13 protein-coding genes are annotated in these 17,119 nt (G+C 72.8%); 6 read left to right on the top strand and 7 right to left on the bottom strand.

The genetic code is table 11. From position 1 onward, the window contains the following. Positions 1–374: 374 nt before the first annotated feature. Positions 375–1,394, top strand: coding sequence for a tryptophan--tRNA ligase (trpS, locus tag ACH4SI_RS40060; protein WP_398305270.1), 1,020 nt, complete (start codon positions 375–377; stop codon positions 1,392–1,394). Positions 1,395–1,450: 56 nt separating this feature from the next. Here the strand turns inward: trpS and proC are convergent, their stop codons facing one another. Beyond that, complete coding sequence (gene proC / locus ACH4SI_RS40065; protein ID WP_398305273.1) at positions 1,451–2,260, bottom strand: pyrroline-5-carboxylate reductase; 810 nt, start codon at positions 2,258–2,260, stop codon at positions 1,451–1,453. A gap of 341 nt (positions 2,261–2,601) precedes the next feature. On the opposite strand from proC, the gene ACH4SI_RS40070 reads away from it, so the two are divergent. Then, positions 2,602–2,946: a hypothetical protein gene (locus ACH4SI_RS40070; protein ID WP_398305276.1), complete on the top strand. Its 345-nt coding sequence runs from the start codon at positions 2,602–2,604 to the stop codon at positions 2,944–2,946. A 201-nt stretch (positions 2,947–3,147) separates the two neighbouring features. Then, positions 3,148–4,686 carry a SulP family inorganic anion transporter gene (locus ACH4SI_RS40075; RefSeq protein ID WP_398305279.1) on the top strand — a complete coding sequence of 513 codons (1,539 nt, stop codon included), beginning with the start codon at positions 3,148–3,150 and terminating at the stop codon, positions 4,684–4,686. Positions 4,687–4,780: 94 nt separating this feature from the next. Here ACH4SI_RS40075 and ACH4SI_RS40080 read toward each other — a convergent pair whose 3' ends face one another. Then, positions 4,781–5,071 carry an SH3 domain-containing protein gene (locus ACH4SI_RS40080; protein ID WP_398305282.1) on the bottom strand — a complete coding sequence of 97 codons (291 nt, stop codon included), beginning with the start codon at positions 5,069–5,071 and terminating at the stop codon, positions 4,781–4,783. 151 nt (positions 5,072–5,222) lie between these two features. Between ACH4SI_RS40080 and ACH4SI_RS40085 the strand changes: the two genes are divergently transcribed. Beyond that, on the top strand, positions 5,223–7,448 hold the full coding sequence (locus tag ACH4SI_RS40085) for a PQQ-binding-like beta-propeller repeat protein (protein WP_398305285.1): 2,226 nt from the start codon (positions 5,223–5,225) through the stop codon (positions 7,446–7,448). A gap of 285 nt (positions 7,449–7,733) precedes the next feature. Here ACH4SI_RS40085 and ilvD read toward each other — a convergent pair whose 3' ends face one another. The 4 genes from ilvD to ACH4SI_RS40105 all read right to left on the bottom strand — a co-directional run bounded on the left by ilvD (position 7,734) and on the right by ACH4SI_RS40105 (position 12,227). Further along, positions 7,734–9,584 carry a dihydroxy-acid dehydratase gene (gene ilvD, locus ACH4SI_RS40090; protein ID WP_398305288.1) on the bottom strand — a complete coding sequence of 617 codons (1,851 nt, stop codon included), beginning with the start codon at positions 9,582–9,584 and terminating at the stop codon, positions 7,734–7,736. Positions 9,585–9,727: 143 nt separating this feature from the next. After that, entirely contained in the window at positions 9,728–10,378 is a 651-nt protein-coding gene (locus ACH4SI_RS40095; RefSeq protein WP_398305290.1) for a TetR family transcriptional regulator, read from the bottom strand. Continuing rightward, positions 10,375–11,220, bottom strand: a complete 846-nt coding sequence (locus ACH4SI_RS40100; protein WP_398305293.1) for a sugar phosphate isomerase/epimerase family protein — start codon at positions 11,218–11,220, stop codon at positions 10,375–10,377. Before ACH4SI_RS40100 ends, ACH4SI_RS40095 begins: the two co-directional genes overlap by 4 nt. A gap of 77 nt (positions 11,221–11,297) precedes the next feature. After that, a complete protein-coding gene (locus ACH4SI_RS40105; protein WP_398305296.1) occupies positions 11,298–12,227 on the bottom strand; it encodes a Ppx/GppA family phosphatase in 930 nt (309 codons plus the stop codon). Positions 12,228–12,346: 119 nt separating this feature from the next. Between ACH4SI_RS40105 and ACH4SI_RS40110 the strand changes: the two genes are divergently transcribed. After that, complete coding sequence (locus tag ACH4SI_RS40110) at positions 12,347–13,207, top strand: hypothetical protein (RefSeq protein ID WP_398305299.1); 861 nt, start codon at positions 12,347–12,349, stop codon at positions 13,205–13,207. Positions 13,208–13,751: 544 nt separating this feature from the next. On the opposite strand, the gene ACH4SI_RS40115 is transcribed toward ACH4SI_RS40110, so the two are convergent. Beyond that, the gene (locus ACH4SI_RS40115; RefSeq protein ID WP_398305302.1) at positions 13,752–15,425 is read right to left on the bottom strand and encodes a sigma-70 family RNA polymerase sigma factor; all 1,674 of its coding nucleotides are present in this window, start codon (positions 15,423–15,425) and stop codon (positions 13,752–13,754) included. Between the two features lie 182 nt (positions 15,426–15,607). Between ACH4SI_RS40115 and radA the strand changes: the two genes are divergently transcribed. Continuing rightward, entirely contained in the window at positions 15,608–17,029 is a 1,422-nt protein-coding gene (gene radA, locus ACH4SI_RS40120; protein WP_398305305.1) for a DNA repair protein RadA, read from the top strand. Positions 17,030–17,119: the final 90 nt, after the last annotated feature.

The raw sequence follows: 17,119 nt of genomic DNA on the forward strand, positions 1-17,119 counted from the left end.
TCATAATCGAGCTTTTCGGTCCGGAATTCGGCATGCCGAAGTCGTTCCCGATGGGAGGCCGTGCAGAGTGGTTTGCCGCCGGTGCGGCTCGAGTGGCTGTCCCGTTTCCCTGTGCGGGCTCCGTGACAACTCGAAGAACACTACACGACGCCCCGGCGGCCTTCAAACCCGTGCCGGGGCGCTCCAGCGGGCGTACTCTCTGTGGCATGACGAAGCATGCGCACCTCGCACAGTGGTGGCCCGCCTGACGGCGGCCGCCCCCAGCGCATGCACTTCCACGGCCGCCGATCCGGCGGCCGTATTCGTATCTCCTGCCACTCGCGGAGCCGGCCGTCAGGCCCGGCGGTCCCGAGACAGCGGGAGAGAACACATCCATGGCACACACCACGACGGCACGGCCCAGGATCTTCAGCGGGGTCAAGCCGACCGGGCATCTGACCCTCGGCAACTACCTCGGCGCCCTGCGCCGGTGGGTCGAGGAGGACCAGTACCGTGCCGACGCGCTCTTCTGCGTCGTCGATCTGCACGCGCTGACCGTGGAGCACGATCCGGCCCGGGTGCGGCGGCTGACCCGGCAGGCGGCCACGCTGTTCCTGGCCTCCGGTCTTGATCCGGCGCACTGCACCCTGTTCGTCCAGAGCCATGTGGACGAACATGCGCGGCTCTCCTATCTGATGGAGTGCACGGCCGCCGACGGCGAGATGCGACGGATGATCCAGTACAAGGAGAAAGCCGCGCGGGAGTCGGCGCGGGACAGGAGCGTACGGCTGTCGCTGCTCACCTATCCGGCGCTGATGGCGGCCGACATCCTGGCGTACGGGACGGACGAGGTGCCGGTCGGCGACGACCAGAAGCAGCATGTGGAGCTGACCCGGGATCTGGCGCGGCGGTTCAACCAGCGGTACGGACCGGTCTTCACCGTGCCGCGGGCGACGGCCCCGCCGGTGGCGGCGCGGGTGATGGACCTCCAGGACCCGCTGTCGAAGATGGGGAAGTCGCACGCCGAGGGCAGGGGCATCGTCTATCTGCTGGACGAGACGGATGTCGTGCGCAAGAAGATCATGCGGGCGGTCACGGACAGCGGCAGCGATGTCCGGTACGACCGGGAGGAGCGGCCCGGGGTGGCGAATCTGCTGGATGTCCTCGCGGCGTGCACCGGGGGCAAGCCGGAGGTGCTGGCCGAGGAGTACACGTCGTACGGGGCGCTCAAGGGGGCGGTGGCCGAGGCGGTGGTGGAGCTGCTGCGGCCGATGCGGGCCCGGCACGCCGAGTTGAGCGCGGATCCGGGTTACGTGGACGGGGCGCTGCGGGCCGGGGCCGAGCGCGCCCGGGCGCTGGCCCGGCCGCGGGTCGACGCCGCCTATGCGGCGGTAGGGCTGCTGCCGCCGGCCTGAGCCGGGGAAGCCGGACCGGGGCCGGGGCTCTCGGGCCCCGGCTCGGGCGGACGGGGTCAGCCGTTGCCGGAGGCCAGCTCGCGGCTGCGGTCGCGGGCCGCCTCCAGGGCCGCGATCAGGGCGGCTCGTACGCCGTGGCTCTCCAGTTCGCGGATGGCGTTGATGGTGGTGCCCGCGGGGGAGGTCACGGCCTCGCGCAGCGAGACCGGGTGCTGGCCGCTGTCGCGCAGCATCGTCGCGGCGCCGACCGCGGCCTGGACGATCAGGTCGTGGGCCTTGTCGCGGGGCAGCCCGAGCAGGATTCCGGCGTCCGTCATGGCCTCGACGAGAAAGTAGAAGTACGCGGGACCGGAGCCGGAGAGGGCGGTCGCGGCGTCCTGCTGACTCTCCGGGACGCGGAGCGTCTTGCCGACGCCGCCGAAGATCGCCTCGGCGTGGGCGAGGTGCTCCTCCTTGGCGTGGCTGCCCGCCGAGATGACGGACATGGCCTCGTCGACGAGGGCGGGGGTGTTGGTCATGACCCGCACCACGGGGGTGCCGACGGCCAGGCGCGCCTCGAAGAAGGAGGTGGGGATGCCCGCGGCGCCGGAGATCACCAGCCGGTCGGCGGGCACGTGCGGGGCCAGCTCGTCCAGCAGCGCGCTCATGTCCTGCGGCTTGACGGTGAGGATGAGGGTGTCGGCTGCCTTGGCGGCCTCGGCGTTGGTGACCGCCTCGACGCCGTAGCGTGACCGCAGCTCCTGGGCGCGCTCCGGGCGGCGGGCGGTGACCAGCAGGTCGGTCGGTTTCCAGCCACCGCGGATCATCCCGCTGAGAAGGGCCTCGCCGATCTTTCCCGTGCCGAGTACGGCGACCGTCTCCGTCATAGTGCGGCTCACCTCGTGCGTTGCTGCGATGGATGGACGTCTCTCATCCTCGCACCGGGGGCCGGGCGACGCGCCGCGCGTTATTCATTGTTCGATGAATAATATTTTTGATCACCTCGCTCCACCCACCCGGCGTGACGCGATCGCTTGCGAGCGCTGGCGTCCGCCGGGGCGACCGGAAGGAATCCATCCTGTTCGACGCCTCTCTATTCACAAGTTGGTTACATATCGACTTGCAAATAGTCACGGTCGTCTGGACACAATGGAGTTGCGTGTCGATACGTATCAGGAGGGAGGCGATGGTGAGGACGGTCCGGCATACCGCTCGTGGGCTGCTAGCCGTGGTGTCCGTATTGCTCGCCCTCTTCATCGCCGCCGATACTGCGTCCGCGCAGGTCGCTCACCCTGAATCGATCGCTTCCACCGCGACCGCGGACCCCAAGCCGATCATCAAGGCACACTCCGCCCATCATGACGACGGGGTGGAGGACTGCAAGGGGCTCCGCGGCGGACGGGCTCCGCTGACCGCACCCACGCCGAGCGGCAAATACGGGTGCGTGTGCGGTTGCGACGCCGGTGTGCGAATGCCGCGCACCGCGATCAGTACATCTCTCACGGGCCGGCAGGCCGTGCCGGTCTCGAGATCGGGCGAGTTGCCCGTCACTCACCAGATCTTCCGCTGCTGAGGGCTTCGCCGTCGTGTGCCAACGGCTCATGACGGCTCATTCTGCGCGCCCTCGCGCGCCTCATTTCACGCTTTCTCACGCTTCTTGTGAGCAAGCGAGCTTCACCGCCAGCGACCGATTCCATCGATCCCACTGACGATGTGCTATGCCGTGCCCCCGCCTGCCCAGAGCCGGTGACGGGGCGCACTGGAGGCAACCCTCATGCGAAACTCTCTTCTCGACCGTTTCCGCGGTGCCGGTGGCACCGCAGGCTCTTCCCCCGGCGCCGGGACGCTCCGCGCCGACATCACCGCTTCTCTCGTCGTCTTCCTGGTGGCCGTGCCCCTGTGCGTCGGCGTGGCCGTCGCCTCCGGCGTCCCGGCCGAGCTGGGCCTGATCACCGGCATCGTCGGCGGTCTGGTCACCGGCTTCCTCCCGGGCAGCAGCCTGCAGGTCTCCGGCCCCGCCGCCGGTCTGACGGTGCTGGTCTACGAGGCGGTCCAGGAATACGGCGTCGCGGCGCTGGGCGTCCTCGTCCTGATCTCCGGACTGCTCCAGCTGGCCATGGGCGCCCTGGGCTTCGGCCGCTGGTTCCGGGCGATCTCGCTCGCCGTGGTGCAGGGCATGCTGGCCGGTATCGGCCTCGTACTGATCGCCGGGCAGCTCTACGCGCTCGGCGACATGAAGGCCCCGAGCAGCGGACTCGACAAGATCTTCGGTATCCCGGGGCTGATCGGCGATGTGGCCGGGTCGAGCGACTCGCTCACGGCCGTGGCCATCGGCGTCGGAACCATCCTGGTCCTGGTCTTCTGGCCGCGCTTCAAGCAGGGCGCCAAGATCCTTCCCGCGCCGCTGGCCGCGGTCATGCTCGCCACGATCGCGACGGTCAGCTTCGATCTGCCGGTCGCCCGCGTCGAGGTCAAGGGTCTGCTCGAGGCCATCCAGCCCCCCGGCCTCGGTGAGTTCACCCAGCTGGCCGAAGTGGGCATGATCGGAACTGTGCTCGCGTTCACGCTGATCGCGTCGGCGGAGAGCCTGTTCAGCGCGGCGGCCGTCGACCGGCTGCACGACGGGCCGCGCACCGAGTACGACAAGGAACTGATGGCGCAGGGCGCCGGTAACGCGGTGTGCGGTGTGCTCGGCGCGCTGCCGATGACCGCGGTGATCGTGCGCAGCTCGGCCAATGTGTTCGCCGGGGCCAAGACGAAGCTCTCGCGCATCCTGCACGGTGTGTGGCTGCTGGTCTTCGCGGTCCTCTTCCCCTCCGCGCTGGGCATCATCCCGATCGCGACGCTCGCCGGTGTGCTGGTGCACGCGGGCTGGAAGCTGATCCCGACCAAGGAGCTGCTGCCGCTGTGGCGGGAGCGCCGGGGCGAGGCGATCATCCTGATCGTGACCGCCGGGGCCATCGTCACCACCGACATGTTCGAGGGCGTCATCATCGGTCTGCTGCTGTCGGTCGTGAAGACCGCCTGGGAGACCTCGCACGTCCACATCGACGTCAAGGGTCTCGACAACGCCGACGAGGACGCGCCCGTCCAGGTGCGGGTGCTCGGCAACGCGACCTTCCTGCGGCTGCCCAAGCTGCTGGACGAGCTGGAGGCGCTGCCCCGTGAGCGGGTCGTGGAGCTGGACCTGAGGGGACTGCGCCATGTGGACCACGCCTGCGAGATGGCGCTGGCCACCTGGACCGAGCGGCACAACGCGGTGGTCCGCCATACGGAGACCACCGAGCACGAGGACACGAAAGTACCGGCCTAAGACCTGATCTGCACGGCCCAGCCCCGGGCCCTCGGCGCTTCGCGCGCCGGGGACCCGGGGCTTTTCGCGCGGCCGGCGCGGTCGGCCGCAGGAGTCAGCCGCAGGAGACGGTGACGAAGCCGTCGCTTCCCGTCCTCACGTACGCGTCGGAGACGTACTGCCCCGGCGCGATGTTGTCCCAGATGTCCGTCGTACCGTACGGACCGGACACCCGCTGACCGTGCGTCTGGCAGCGGATCTGCACGCGGCTGTTGACCGGCAGGTTCTTCACCAGCGAGTAGTTCGTGCCGGGACCGCTGCGGACGTTCACCTGATAGCCGGGCGCGGTCGGATAGCTGACGGCTTGGGCGACGGTTTCTTGCGTGACGGTGTCTTCAATGGCCATGTGGCCCTCCCCCGTTGAACTTCGTTCCGACGTTGTGCACATGTCGGATGTCGGATCAAGTGACACGACATGCGGAGGTTAGCAAGACTCGTACGCATCATCGACTAGGCTCGCCGAGTCGCTTAGCGGTCCGATTACACGGGGGTGGGGCATGCCGCCGGGGCGCGGAGCCAGGACGGGTCCAGAAGGGGAAGATCCGGAGTACGTCGGGCAGTACCGGCTGGAGGCACGCCTCGGCTCGGGCGGCATGGGCGTGGTCCACCTCGCCCGCTCGGCATCGGGGCGGCGGCTCGCGGTGAAGGTCGTACATGCCGAGTTCGCCGAAGACCCCGAGTTCAGGGCGCGGTTCCGGCAGGAGGTGGCGGCCGCGCGACGGGTCAGCGGGGCGTTCACGGCGCCCGTCGTGGACGCCGACCCGGAGGGCGTACGGCCCTGGATGGCCACCACCTACATCCCCGGCCCGACCCTTGCCGAACACGTCAAGCGGAACGGCTCGTTGAAGCCCGACGAGGTGGTGGCGCTGGCGGCCGGGCTCGCGGAGGCGCTGCGCGACATCCATCGGGTGGGGGTCGTGCACCGCGATCTGAAGCCGAGCAATGTGCTGCTCGCGGCGGACGGCCCGAAGGTCATCGACTTCGGGATCTCCCGGCCGTCGGACAGCGAACTGCACACCGAGACCGGCAAGTTGATCGGCACGCCGCCGTTCATGGCGCCCGAGCAGTTCCAGCGGCCGCGGGCGGTGGGTCCGGCGGCGGATGTGTTCGCGCTGGGGTCGCTGCTGGTGCACGCGGCGACGGGCCGGGGGCCGTTCGAGTCCGAGAGCCCGTACATCGTGGCGTACCAAGTGGTGCACGACGAGGCGGATCTGGCAGGAGTGCCGGACGAACTGCTGCCGCTGATCCAGCGCTGTCTGGCCAAGAACCCGGCGGAACGGCCCACCCCCGATGCGCTGATGACCGTGCTGCGGGCGGTCCGCGGGCCCCAGCCTCCGGAGCCGCACGGCCCCGCCCCCGTGGTTCTCCCGGCGCAGCGGGTCGCGGAGCCGCCGGTGTCTGAGCCCGGGGTGGCCTTCGAGTTTTCTGTGCCGTCCGAGCCTTCCGTGGCGCCTGAGCCCGAGGTGCCATCCGAGCCGGAGGCCGCCGAGGGTCCCGCGCCTCGGGGGCGGCGGGGTGTGCGGCGGTGGGTCCCGGCGGCGCTCGCCGCGCTCATCCTGCTGGGCGCGGGCACGGTCGTCGGGCTGCGTCAGCTCAACGAGCGGGAGTCCACGGCGGAGCGGCACCGGCAGAACAGCGCCGCGACCACCACCCCGTGGCGGCCGTGGGAGCGGGAGCTGCGCGGCGGCGCGGCCAAAGGGGCGCGGCCCGCGTCCTGTTCGTACGGGGACGGCGCGCTGTACTGCGCGGCGCGCGGCGTCCAGGCCGCCCGGATCGACCCCGCCGACGGCCGGGTGATGTGGTCGCGGCCGGCCACCACGAGCCGCCCCGGCGAAAGCACCCCCGCCGCCCCGGTCCCCGCGGGCGGTCTGGTGCGGGTGATGTCGCCGGACGGGACCCGGCTGGAGGCGCTGGATCCGGGCACCCACCGGGTTCGTTGGAGCCGCGAGGTGTCCGCGTACGGCGGCCGGGTCTACTCGGCGGGCGGCACGGTGCTGCTGGTCGCGGCGAACGGCACCATCACGGCGGTGAACGGGGCGACGAACCGGGAGCGTTGGAGCCATCCGCTGTCCGGGCACGCGGAGCCGAGCTTCTTCAGTTACGGCGACGGCCGCACCGCGTACGCCCTCACCACCGCCCCGGACGGTCGGCACACCCTGGTCACGGCGATCGACACGGTGCGCGGTACGACGCGCTGGCAGCGCTCGCTCTCCGGCACCCTCACCCCCGTCGGGGCGGGCCCGGACGGCGTCCTGCACCTGACGGAGACCGACAATCAGTCCCGTACCGTCGCGGTCGTCGGCTACGACCCGGCGCGGCGGGCGGAGCGGCGGGCCGAGCTGACCGCGCCGGTGTCCCTGAGCAGCGCCGTAGCCGGGAGCGACGACGGGGTGTATCTGCTGGGCGACGACGGCGGATTGGTGGCCGTCGACACCGCGCGCGGCGCCCAGCGGTGGCGGATCGAGACCTCGGTGGCCAACGCGTCGCCGCTGGTGGCGTCGGGCGAGCGGCTGTACTTCTCGTCGGCGGACGGCCGTCTGCTGGCCGTGGACACGCGGCGCGCCCGTCTGCTGGGCCAGACCCGCCCCCGCGCGGACCGCCCGGGCGGCCAGGGCTATCTGGCCCTGATGCCCGCGCCGGTGGTGGCGGCGGGCAAGGTCTTCGCGACGGCCCCGGACGGCACGGTGTTCGGCGTGGACGGAGCGGATCCGGCCCGCTGGTGAGCGGGCGCCCCTGGGCGCCTTCGGCGCTCGGGTGCCCCGCCCGACCGGCCCGGGGTACCTGCCCCACGGCGGCCGGGGCCGAGCGGAAGGAGCGCGCCGCCGTGGGCAGGGAGCATGCCCGACCCGCGGAGAGCTCGCATCGCTCTGCGGCTCCGCCGCGGGAGCGACCGGGCACGTCGGCTGCCGACGGACGGGGGCGGACCCACTGACGGACAGGGGCGGACCCAGCGGTGGCCGGGGCGGGTGAGGACCCCTTCGGCGAACCGGGCCCTCACACCGGGGGTGTCACCCGAGCCGGGTGACGTCCCGCACGGCGCCCTTGTCCGCGCTGAGGGCCATGGCCGCGTAGGCGCGCAGAGCGGTGGAGACCTTGCGCTCGCGGTTCTTCGGGGCGTAGACGCCGCCGAGGGCCTCGCGGCGGGCGGCCAGCTTCTCCTCGGGCACGAGGAGTTCCATCGTGCGGGCCGGGATGTCGATGCGGATCCGGTCGCCGTCCTCGACCAGGGCGATGGTGCCGCCGGAGGCCGCCTCGGGGGAGGCGTGGCCGATGGACAGGCCCGAGGTGCCGCCGGAGAAGCGGCCGTCGGTGATCAGCGCGCACGCCTTGCCCAGGCCCCGGCCCTTGAGGAAGGAGGTGGGGTAGAGCATTTCCTGCATGCCGGGGCCGCCCTTGGGGCCCTCGTAGCGGATGACGACGACGTCGCCCTCCTTGACCTGCTTGTTCAGGATCCGCTCGACGGCTTCCTCCTGCGACTCGCAGACGACGGCCGGGCCTTCGAAGGTCCAGATCGACTCGTCGACGCCCGCGGTCTTCACGACGCAGCCGTCCTCGGCGAGGTTGCCGTAGAGGACGGCCAGGCCGCCCTCGGTGGAGTAGGCGTGGGCGAGGTCGCGGATGCAGCCGCCCTCGGCGTCGGTGTCCAGGGTGTCCCAGCGCTCGGACTGGGAGAAGGCGGTCGCGGAGCGGACGCAGCCGGGCGCGGCGTGGAACAGTTCGACGGCCCCTGCGGCGGGTGAACCGCCGCGGATGTCCCACTGCTTGAGCCAGTCGGCGAGCGAGTCGGAGTGCACGGAGTGCACGTCCTCGTTGAGGAGGCCCGCGCGGTACAGCTCGCCGAGGATGGCGGGGATGCCGCCGGCCCGGTGGACGTCCTCCATGTAGTAGACGCCGCCGGGGGCGATGTTGGGCGCGACCTTGGACAGGCAGGGCACCCGACGGGAGATTTCGTCGATGGCCTGCATGTCGAAGTCGAGACCGGCCTCCTGGGCGGCGGCCAGCAGGTGGAGGATCGTGTTGGTGGAGCCGCCCATGGCGATGTCGAGGGCCATGGCGTTCTCGAAGGAAGCGCGGGAGCCGATGTTGCGCGGCAGGACGGTCTGGTCGTCCTGCTCGTAGTGGCGCTTGGTGATCTCCACGACCGTGCGCCCGGCCGTCTCGTACAGCTCCTTGCGGGCGGTGTGGGTGGCCAGCACCGAGCCGTTGCCCGGGAGGGCGAGGCCGATCGCCTCGGTGAGGCAGTTCATCGAGTTGGCGGTGAACATGCCGGAGCAGGAGCCGCAGGTCGGACAGGCGTTGTCCTCGATGAGGGCGATGTCCTCGTCCGAGACCTTGTCGTTGACGGCCTCGGAGATCGCGGTGATCAGGTCGAGCTTGCGGACCGTGCCGTCGACGAGGGTCGCGCGGCCGGACTCCATGGGGCCGCCGGAGACGAAGACGGTCGGGATGTTGAGCCGCATCGCGGCCATCAGCATCCCGGGCGTGATCTTGTCGCAGTTGGAGATGCAGATCAGCGCGTCCGCGCAGTGCGCCTCGACCATGTACTCGACCGAGTCGGCGATCAGGTCGCGGGAGGGGAGGCTGTAGAGCATCCCGCCGTGGCCCATCGCGATGCCGTCGTCGACGGCGATGGTGTTGAACTCGCGCGGGATGCCGCCCGCCGCGTGGATCGCCTCGCTGACGATCCGGCCGACCGGCTGGAGGTGGGTGTGGCCGGGCACGAACTCGGTGAAGCTGTTGGCCACGGCGACGATCGGCTTGCCGAAGTCCTCACGCGCTACGCCGGACGCCTGCATAAGGGCGCGGGCGCCCGCCATGTTGCGGCCGTGGGTGACGGTGCGAGACCTCAGCTCGGGCACGGTGCTCGGCTCCCTCGTAAGTGCGTCCGGTGAAGCGGACCTGCGAATCGGTTCGGAGTCTTCTGACTCTACGCCTGTGGGCCGCGATTCCCGATGCGGTGTCCGGATCCAGAGACGGGCGGCTCACAGTACGGAATCAGGGATCACTTCTCGGTGAGGTACCGCTGGAGCGTCGGGCCCACCATCGCGACGATCTCGTCCACGGTCGCGGAGGCCACCGGCTCCATCTTGATCACGTACCGCAGCATCGCGACCCCGATGATCTGGGCGGCCGCGAGCTGGGCCCGGAACTTCGGGTCCGGCACGTCCAGGTCGCGCGCCATCCGCATCAGCAACCGCCGCTCGATCAGCCCGCGCAGTACGGCGGCGGCCGCCTCGTTCGTGAGCGCGGAGCGCATCACCGCCAGCAGGGGCAGCCGGCTGACCGGGTTCTCCCAGGTGGCGAAGAAGTAGCGGGCGAACCGCTCGCCCGCGCCCTCCCGGCCGCCGCCGAGCACCGCTTCCGGGGCGCCCATGGCGGGCGCCAGGATCAGCTCGATCGCCGCGCCGAAGACCTGCTCCTTGGTCCCGAAGTAGTGGTGGACCAGCGCCGGGTCCACCTCGGCGGCCTTGGCGATGCCGCGGATGGAGGCCTTGTCGTAGCCGCGCTCGGCGAACTCGTTGCGCGCCGCGCTCAGGATCCGGTCGCGGGCCCCTGGGCCGTCGGCCGCGCTTCCGCGGGCCGGGCGGCCGCGGCCGCGGCGGGGGCCGGCGGGCTGGTCGGCGGCGGGCGGCGGGGGTGTGGCGGGGGTCACTTCCGGCGCACCGCCCTGCCCGTCCGGGAGGCCGGTTTCGGGGAGGCCAGATGGAGCCGGGTGAAGGCCAGGGCCTCCGCGAGGTCGGCCTCGCGCTCGGCCTGGGACATGGCCCGCCGGGTGTTCACCTCGACCACCACATGGCCGTCGAAGCCGGTCCTGGCGAGACGTTCCAGCAGTTCGGCGCAGGGCTGGCTGCCGCGCCCCGGCACCAGGTGCTCGTCCTTGTTGGAGCCGTGGCCGTCGGCGAGGTGGAGATGGGCGAGCCGGTCGCCCATCCGGTCCACCATGTCCAGGGCGTCCGTGCGGGAGGTCGCGGTGTGCGAGAGGTCGATCGTGAAGTGCCGGTAGTCGTCCTTGGTGACGTCCCAGTCCGGCGCGTACGCGAGCATCTCCCGGTCGCGGTAGCGCCACGGGAACATGTTCTCCACCGCGAACCGCACATCGGTCTCGTCCGCCATCCGCCAGATTCCGCGTACGAACTCGCGGGCGTAATTGCGCTGCCATCGGAACGGCGGGTGGACGACGACGGTGGACGCGTCCAGCCGCTCGGCCGCCGCCTTGGCCCGCTGCAGCTTGACCCACGGGTCGGTGGACCACACCCGCTGAGTGATCAGCAGACATGGCGCGTGCACGGCAAGGATCGGCACCCCGTGATAATCCGAGAGGCGGCGCAGCGACTCGATGTCCTGGCTGACCGGATCGGTCCACACCATGACCTCGACACCGTCGTAGCCCAGCCGCGCGGCGATCTCGAAAGCCGTCGCCGTCGACTCCGGATAGACCGAGGCGGTGGACAGGGCGACCTTCGCATCCGGGATGCGCACCACTGGCTCTGTCACGAGGGACAGCGTACGGCCGCTGCTCTGTGCGACTAAACCGCGACTGCCGATCACGTCATCCGGGCGTCATGTGGGCTTCATGTCGGCAGGTGGTCCAGGCGGCGCAGAATGACCCCCTCGCGCAGCGCCCACGGGCAGATCTCCAGCACGTCGACCTCGAACAGATCCATAGCCGCCTCGGCCACCAGCGCCCCGGCGAGCAGCTGTGGGGCCCGGCCCTCGGACACCCCGGGCAGCTCGGCGCGCTCCTCGACGGGCATGGCGGCCAGCCGGGGCACCCACTCCTCCAGCGCCTCGCGGGTGAGCTTGCGCTCCACGTACGGGCCCTCGGCGGAGCGCGCCGCGCCCGCGATCCTGGCCAGTTGCTTGAAGGTCTTGGAGGTGGCGGCCACCTGGTCCGGGGTGCTGTGGCGGCTGAAGTCGCCGACGATGCGGGCGATCTCGGTGCGCACGTGCCGACGCAGGGCGCGGACGTCCGCCGGATCGGGCGGGTCGCCGGGCAGCCAGGCGGCGGTCAGCCGGCCCGCGCCCAGCGGCAGCGAGACGGCCGCGTCGGGCTCCTCGTCGAGTCCGTACGCGATCTCCAGCGAGCCGCCGCCGATGTCCAGGAGCAGCAGCCGCCCCGATGACCAGCCGCACCAGCGGCGGGCGGCCAGGAAGGTGAGCCGCGCCTCGTCCTCGCCGCTGAGCACGCGCAGCCGTACGCCGGTCTCCTCGGCGACCCGGGCGAGGACGGCGTCGGCGTTGGCTGCCTCCCGGACCGCGGAGGTCGCGAACGGCAGCACCTCCTCGACGCCCTTGTCCTCGGCCGCCTCCAGCGCCTCCTTGACCACCGCGATCAGCCGGTCGACGCCTTCGGTGCCGATGGCTCCGTCGCCATCGAGGAGTTCGGCCAGCCGCAGTTCCGCCTTGTGGGAGTGGGCGGGCAGCGGGCGGGCACCCTGGTGTGCGTCCACCACCAGAAGGTGAACCGTATTCGAACCCACGTCGAGGACACCGAGTCTCATGGCCAGAACGCTACTGTGCGCCTGGCGTGGTCATGCACGGGATCCCTCCCTGGATCCTTCCGGTCCGGCGTGCGGTCCCCGTCCCCGGTGGTTTCACCGCCGGGGCATACCCTTGCACCGTGGCAAAGACGAACAAGGCGAAGCAGGACAAAGGCCGAGAGAGCGCCCCGGAGCCGGAGCAGGGCCCGCGGGCCGAGGAGCCGATCGCGTCCCCGGCGGCCCCGCCCGCGGACGAGGTCGGCCTGGACTTCGCCCGCGCCTGGGCCGAATTCCCCGACCCCGCCGATGAGGAGCAGGTCTTCCGCTGCGACCTGACCTGGCTGACCTCGCGCTGGAGCTGCATTTTCGGCCAGGGCTGCCAGGGCATCGAGGCCGGGCGCGCGAGCGACGGCTGCTGCACCCTGGGCGCGCACTTCTCCGACGAGGAGGACGAGGAGCGCGTCGCCCGCCATATGGCCCGGCTGACCCCGGAGATCTGGCAGTTCCACGACGAGGGACACGCGCGGGGCTGGGTGCAGGAGGACGAGGACGACGGCGATCGCCAGACGCGCCGCTACGAGGGCTCGTGCATCTTCCAGAACCGCCCCGGCTTCTCCGGTGGCGCGGGCTGTGCGCTGCACATCCTGGCGCTGCGGGAGGGGCGCGAGCCACTGGAGACCAAGCCGGACGTCTGCTGGCAGCTGCCGGTGCGGCGGTCGTACGAGTGGATCGACCGCCCGGACGACACGCAGGTGCTGCAGATCACGATCGGCGAGTACGACCGCCGGGGGTGGGGCCCGGGCGGGCACGATCTGCACTGGTGGTGCACGTCGGCGGTGTCGGCGCACGGCGCCGGGGATCCGGTGTACGTGTCGTACCGGCCGGAGCTGACGGAGCTGATGGGCAAGGCGGGGTACGACCGGCTGGCGGAGCTGTGCGAGGCGCGGCTGGCAGCCTCGCTGCCGCTGGTGGCGCCGCACCCGGCGGACCCGGCGGGCTGAATCAGGGGGCTGCGCCCCCTGGACCCCCGCTCCTTCCGGGGCGCCGCCCCGGGCCCGCGGCTGTGGTGGCCGAGGGCGGATCTTTCCCCTACCCGCCCCTTCCCGAAACCGGGGGTCGCGCCCCCGGACCCCCGACCCATTCGGCGCACCGCCCCGGGCCCCGGCGCCCCGGCTTGGAGTGCGGCGGACCTGCGCCCCTGGTGAGCGCCGGGGGCTCCTCCCCCGGCCCCTTCCCGAAACCGGGGGTCGCGCCCCCGGACCCCCGACCCATTCGGGGCACTGCCCCGGGCCCCGGCGCCCCGGCTTGGAGTGCGGCGGCCCTGCGGCCCTGGTGAGCGCCGGGGGCTCCTCCCCCGGCCCCTTCCCGAAACCGGGGGTCGCGCCCCCGGACCCCCGACCCATTCGGGGCACCGCCCCGGGCCCCGGCGCCCCGGCTTGGAGTGCGGCGGACCTGCGCCCCTGGTGAGCCGGGGGCTCCCTCCCCCCGCCCCTTCCCGAGCGCGCGGCGCCTGCGGCTTCGGTCAGCGTTGGGCCGGGATGGGCGCTACTCCTTGGGCGCCGGTGGGTCCGAGGGGGGTGGGGTGGACGGGGGCGATGTGGTGCCGGGGGGCTGGGTGGTGGGGGTCGGGGTGGGGGGTGTGCCTCGGCCCTCGATCACGACCACCGCGCCCGACGGCGCGACCGTCACCCGCGCCCGCCAGTGGCCCGGTGGCTCTCGGTCGCGGTCGACGGACACCGTGATCGTCGCCGTCTGGCCGGGGCGCAGCTCACCGGCGGTGCGGCTCAGCTGGAGCCAGGACGCGCCGGCCGACGCCGAGGCCGACCAGCGCACCGGGGCGCCCCCCGAGGCGGCCAGGGTGATGACCGTCACATCGCCGCTCGGCTGGGCCTCCACGGTGAGCCGCCCGGGGCCGGGGGCGGGGCGGGACGGGGCGGGTCCGCCGGTGGGGCGGGCGCCGCCCGGGGATCGCCCGGCGCTCTTGCCGGGGCGCCGCTCGCCGTCCGCGGCGATGACCTCGACCGTCACCTCGGCCCCCGGCGCACCGGCCCGGCTCCGCAGGCGGGCCGCGCCGGAACGGTCCTGCGCGCTGCCCGCCCGTTCGTACGCCCGCCCGGCGGAGCGATCCTGCTCACCGGCCGGGACCTGGTCCGCGCCGTCCGCGTTGGCGGCGGCCACCGAGTCCGTGTCGTGCTCGTCACCGGCGAGCGGCGCACCCCGGTAGGCGGCCCACAGGGCGAGCACCGGGGCGGCAATCACCGTGGCGACCACGGTCGTGGTCAGGGCACGGCTGCGCAGCCTGCTGCGGCGGGCGGCCCGGTCCTGGGGGTCCAGCGGGAAGCCGCGCCGGTCGAAGCGCGGACCGGCCGCGGCGCGCACGGGGCGGGTGCTCAGGGCGCACAGCATCGCGGCGTGCACGGCGGAGCGGGGCGCCTCCACCACCGGCAGGGCGGCGGGCGCGGCGGCCGTACCGGGCCAGGGGCCGTCCGCCGTGGCCCGCTCCGCCATCCGGCGGCATTCGCGGCAGTCGTCGACATGGCGCACCAGCTCACGGCGGAGCGCGGCGGAGAGCAGCACCTGGGTGTCGCCCGCGAGCCGGGCGACGACGGGGCAGTGGCCCAGCTCCACGACGGCGAGCGCGGCGCGGGTCCGCTCCACCTCGCAGGCGGCGCTGGAGAGCAGGGCGCGGGTGTCGTCGGGCTCCTTGCCGAGGGCGGCGGCGACCTCGGCCGGGGTGAGCTGGTGGCGGACGTGGAGTTCGAGCGCCTCGCGCTGGGCGGCGGTGGTCCCGGCGGCCTCGGGCCAGGCGAGCGTGGCGAGTTCGAGGCGGCGGCGGTCGGCGACGGGCTCGGGCAGCGCGGTGTCCGGATCGCCCCGCCCGGCCCTCGGGTCCCGCTGCTCCCGCAGCTCGGCGAGCTTGCGCAGACAGGCCCAGCGGGCGACCGCGTAGAGCCACGGCCGGCTCGGCTCCTCCTCGGCCTCCGCGCGCCCGCGCCCCCGCCCGAGCCGCCGCTCGGCGACGGCCAGCACATCGCCGAGGGTGACGGCCGCGGCGTCGTGCTCGCAGAGGACCGACAGGCAGTAGGTGAACAGACCGTCCAGATACGGCTCGTAGCGCGCCGGGGGCCGCTGGGGGCGCGTGGTGGTGACGCGGGGCGCGCGGCGCTGCGCCCGGTGTGCGCCGGTGGCGTGTGTCGCGTGCTCGGACCTGCTGCTCATCACCCGGCGACCGTAGGCGGACTATGCAGACCCACTCGCCCTACTCGGGCAGTTTTAACCCTTACGGGTGACCATCTCCCTCATAAGGGGACAGGCGTCCCTCTTCCGTGCCGCGGAACTGCTATGAGCCCACAAGCAGCCTGGGCGCCCCGCTGTCGGTGGGCGACGCTAGCGTTGAGCCCATGGCTGCCCGTAGCTCCTCCCGTTCATCCGCCAAGGACCGGCCCTCCTACCGCTGCACCGAGTGCGGCTGGACCACGGCCAAGTGGCTCGGCCGCTGCCCGGAGTGCCAGGCGTGGGGCACGGTCGAGGAGTTCGGCGCGCCCGCCGTGCGGACCACCGCGCCGGGCAGGGTCACCTCGGCCGCCCTGCCCATCGGCCAGGTCGACGGCCGCCAGGCCACCGCCCGTTCCACCGGTGTGGACGAGCTGGACCGGGTGCTCGGCGGCGGTCTGGTCCCCGGCGCGGTGGCGCTGCTGGCCGGGGAGCCGGGGGTCGGCAAGTCGACGCTGCTGCTGGACGTCGCGGCCAAGGCGGCCACCGACGACCACCGGACGCTGTACGTCACCGGGGAGGAGTCGGCGAGCCAGGTCCGGCTGCGCGCCGACCGCATCGGGGCGCTGAGCGAGCATCTCTACCTCGCGGCCGAGACCGATCTGTCCGCCGTGCTCGGCCATCTCGACTCGGTCAAGCCGTCGCTGCTGATCCTGGACTCCGTGCAGACCGTCGCCTCACCGGAGATCGACGGCGCGCCCGGCGGCATGGCCCAGGTGCGCGAGGTGGCCGGGGCACTGATCCGGGCGTCGAAGGAGCGCGGCATGTCCACGCTGCTGGTCGGCCATGTGACCAAGGACGGGGCGATCGCGGGCCCCCGGCTGCTGGAGCACCTGGTCGACGTGGTGCTGCACTTCGAGGGCGACCGCCACGCCCGGCTGCGGCTGGTCCGCGGCGTCAAGAACCGTTACGGGGCGACGGACGAGGTGGGCTGCTTCGAGCTGCACGACGAGGGCATCACCGGCCTCGCCGACCCGTCCGGGCTGTTCCTCACCCGGCGTGCCGAGCCGGTGCCCGGCACCTGCCTGACCGTCACCCTGGAGGGCCGCCGGCCGCTGGTGGCCGAGGTGCAGGCGCTCACCGTCGACTCGCAGATCCCCTCCCCCCGCCGCACCACCTCCGGCCTGGAGACCTCCCGCGTCTCGATGATGCTGGCCGTCCTGGAGCAGCGCGGCCGGATCACCGCGCTCGGCAAGCGCGACATCTACAGCGCCACGGTGGGCGGCGTGAAGCTGTCGGAGCCCGCGGCGGACCTCGCGGTGGCGCTCGCGCTGGCGAGCGCCGCGAGCGACACCCCGCTGCCGAAGAACCTGGTGGCGATCGGCGAGGTGGGTCTCGCGGGCGAGGTCCGGCGGGTCACGGGGGTGCAGCGGCGGCTGTCCGAGGCCGCCCGGCTGGGCTTCACCCACGCCCTGGTGCCGACCGACCCGGGCCGGATCCCCGACGGCATGCGGGTGCTGGAGGTGGCGGACATAGGGGACGCACTGCGCGTTCTGCCCCGGCGCGAGCGCGCGGACCGCGCCCGCAAGGACGCCCCCGAGGAGGGGTGAGCGAGGGGGCGAACGCGGTGGTGAGCGGGGCGGTCCGGACCGCGGGAGGAGCGGCGCTCCGGCCCCCGCCCGGGGGCGTACGCCGGGAGA

The organism is Streptomyces sp. NPDC021212 (assembly GCF_044332925.1).
Classification (GTDB): Bacteria; Actinomycetota; Actinomycetes; order Streptomycetales; family Streptomycetaceae; genus Streptomyces.

Excerpts from the sequence above, each read along its gene's own strand:
- ACH4SI_RS40085 (WP_398305285.1), top strand. The coding sequence starts at position 5,223 with ATGCCGCCGGGGCGCGGAGCCAGGACGGGTCCAGAAGGGGAAGATCCG.
- ACH4SI_RS40115 (WP_398305302.1), bottom strand. The coding sequence starts at position 15,425 with ATGAGCAGCAGGTCCGAGCACGCGACACACGCCACCGGCGCACACCGG.
- trpS (WP_398305270.1), top strand. The coding sequence starts at position 375 with ATGGCACACACCACGACGGCACGGCCCAGGATCTTCAGCGGGGTCAAG.
- ACH4SI_RS40075 (WP_398305279.1), top strand. The coding sequence starts at position 3,148 with ATGCGAAACTCTCTTCTCGACCGTTTCCGCGGTGCCGGTGGCACCGCA.
- radA (WP_398305305.1), top strand. The coding sequence starts at position 15,608 with ATGGCTGCCCGTAGCTCCTCCCGTTCATCCGCCAAGGACCGGCCCTCC.
- proC (WP_398305273.1), bottom strand. The coding sequence starts at position 2,260 with ATGACGGAGACGGTCGCCGTACTCGGCACGGGAAAGATCGGCGAGGCC.
- ACH4SI_RS40105 (WP_398305296.1), bottom strand. The coding sequence starts at position 12,227 with ATGAGACTCGGTGTCCTCGACGTGGGTTCGAATACGGTTCACCTTCTG.
- ACH4SI_RS40080 (WP_398305282.1), bottom strand. The coding sequence starts at position 5,071 with ATGGCCATTGAAGACACCGTCACGCAAGAAACCGTCGCCCAAGCCGTC.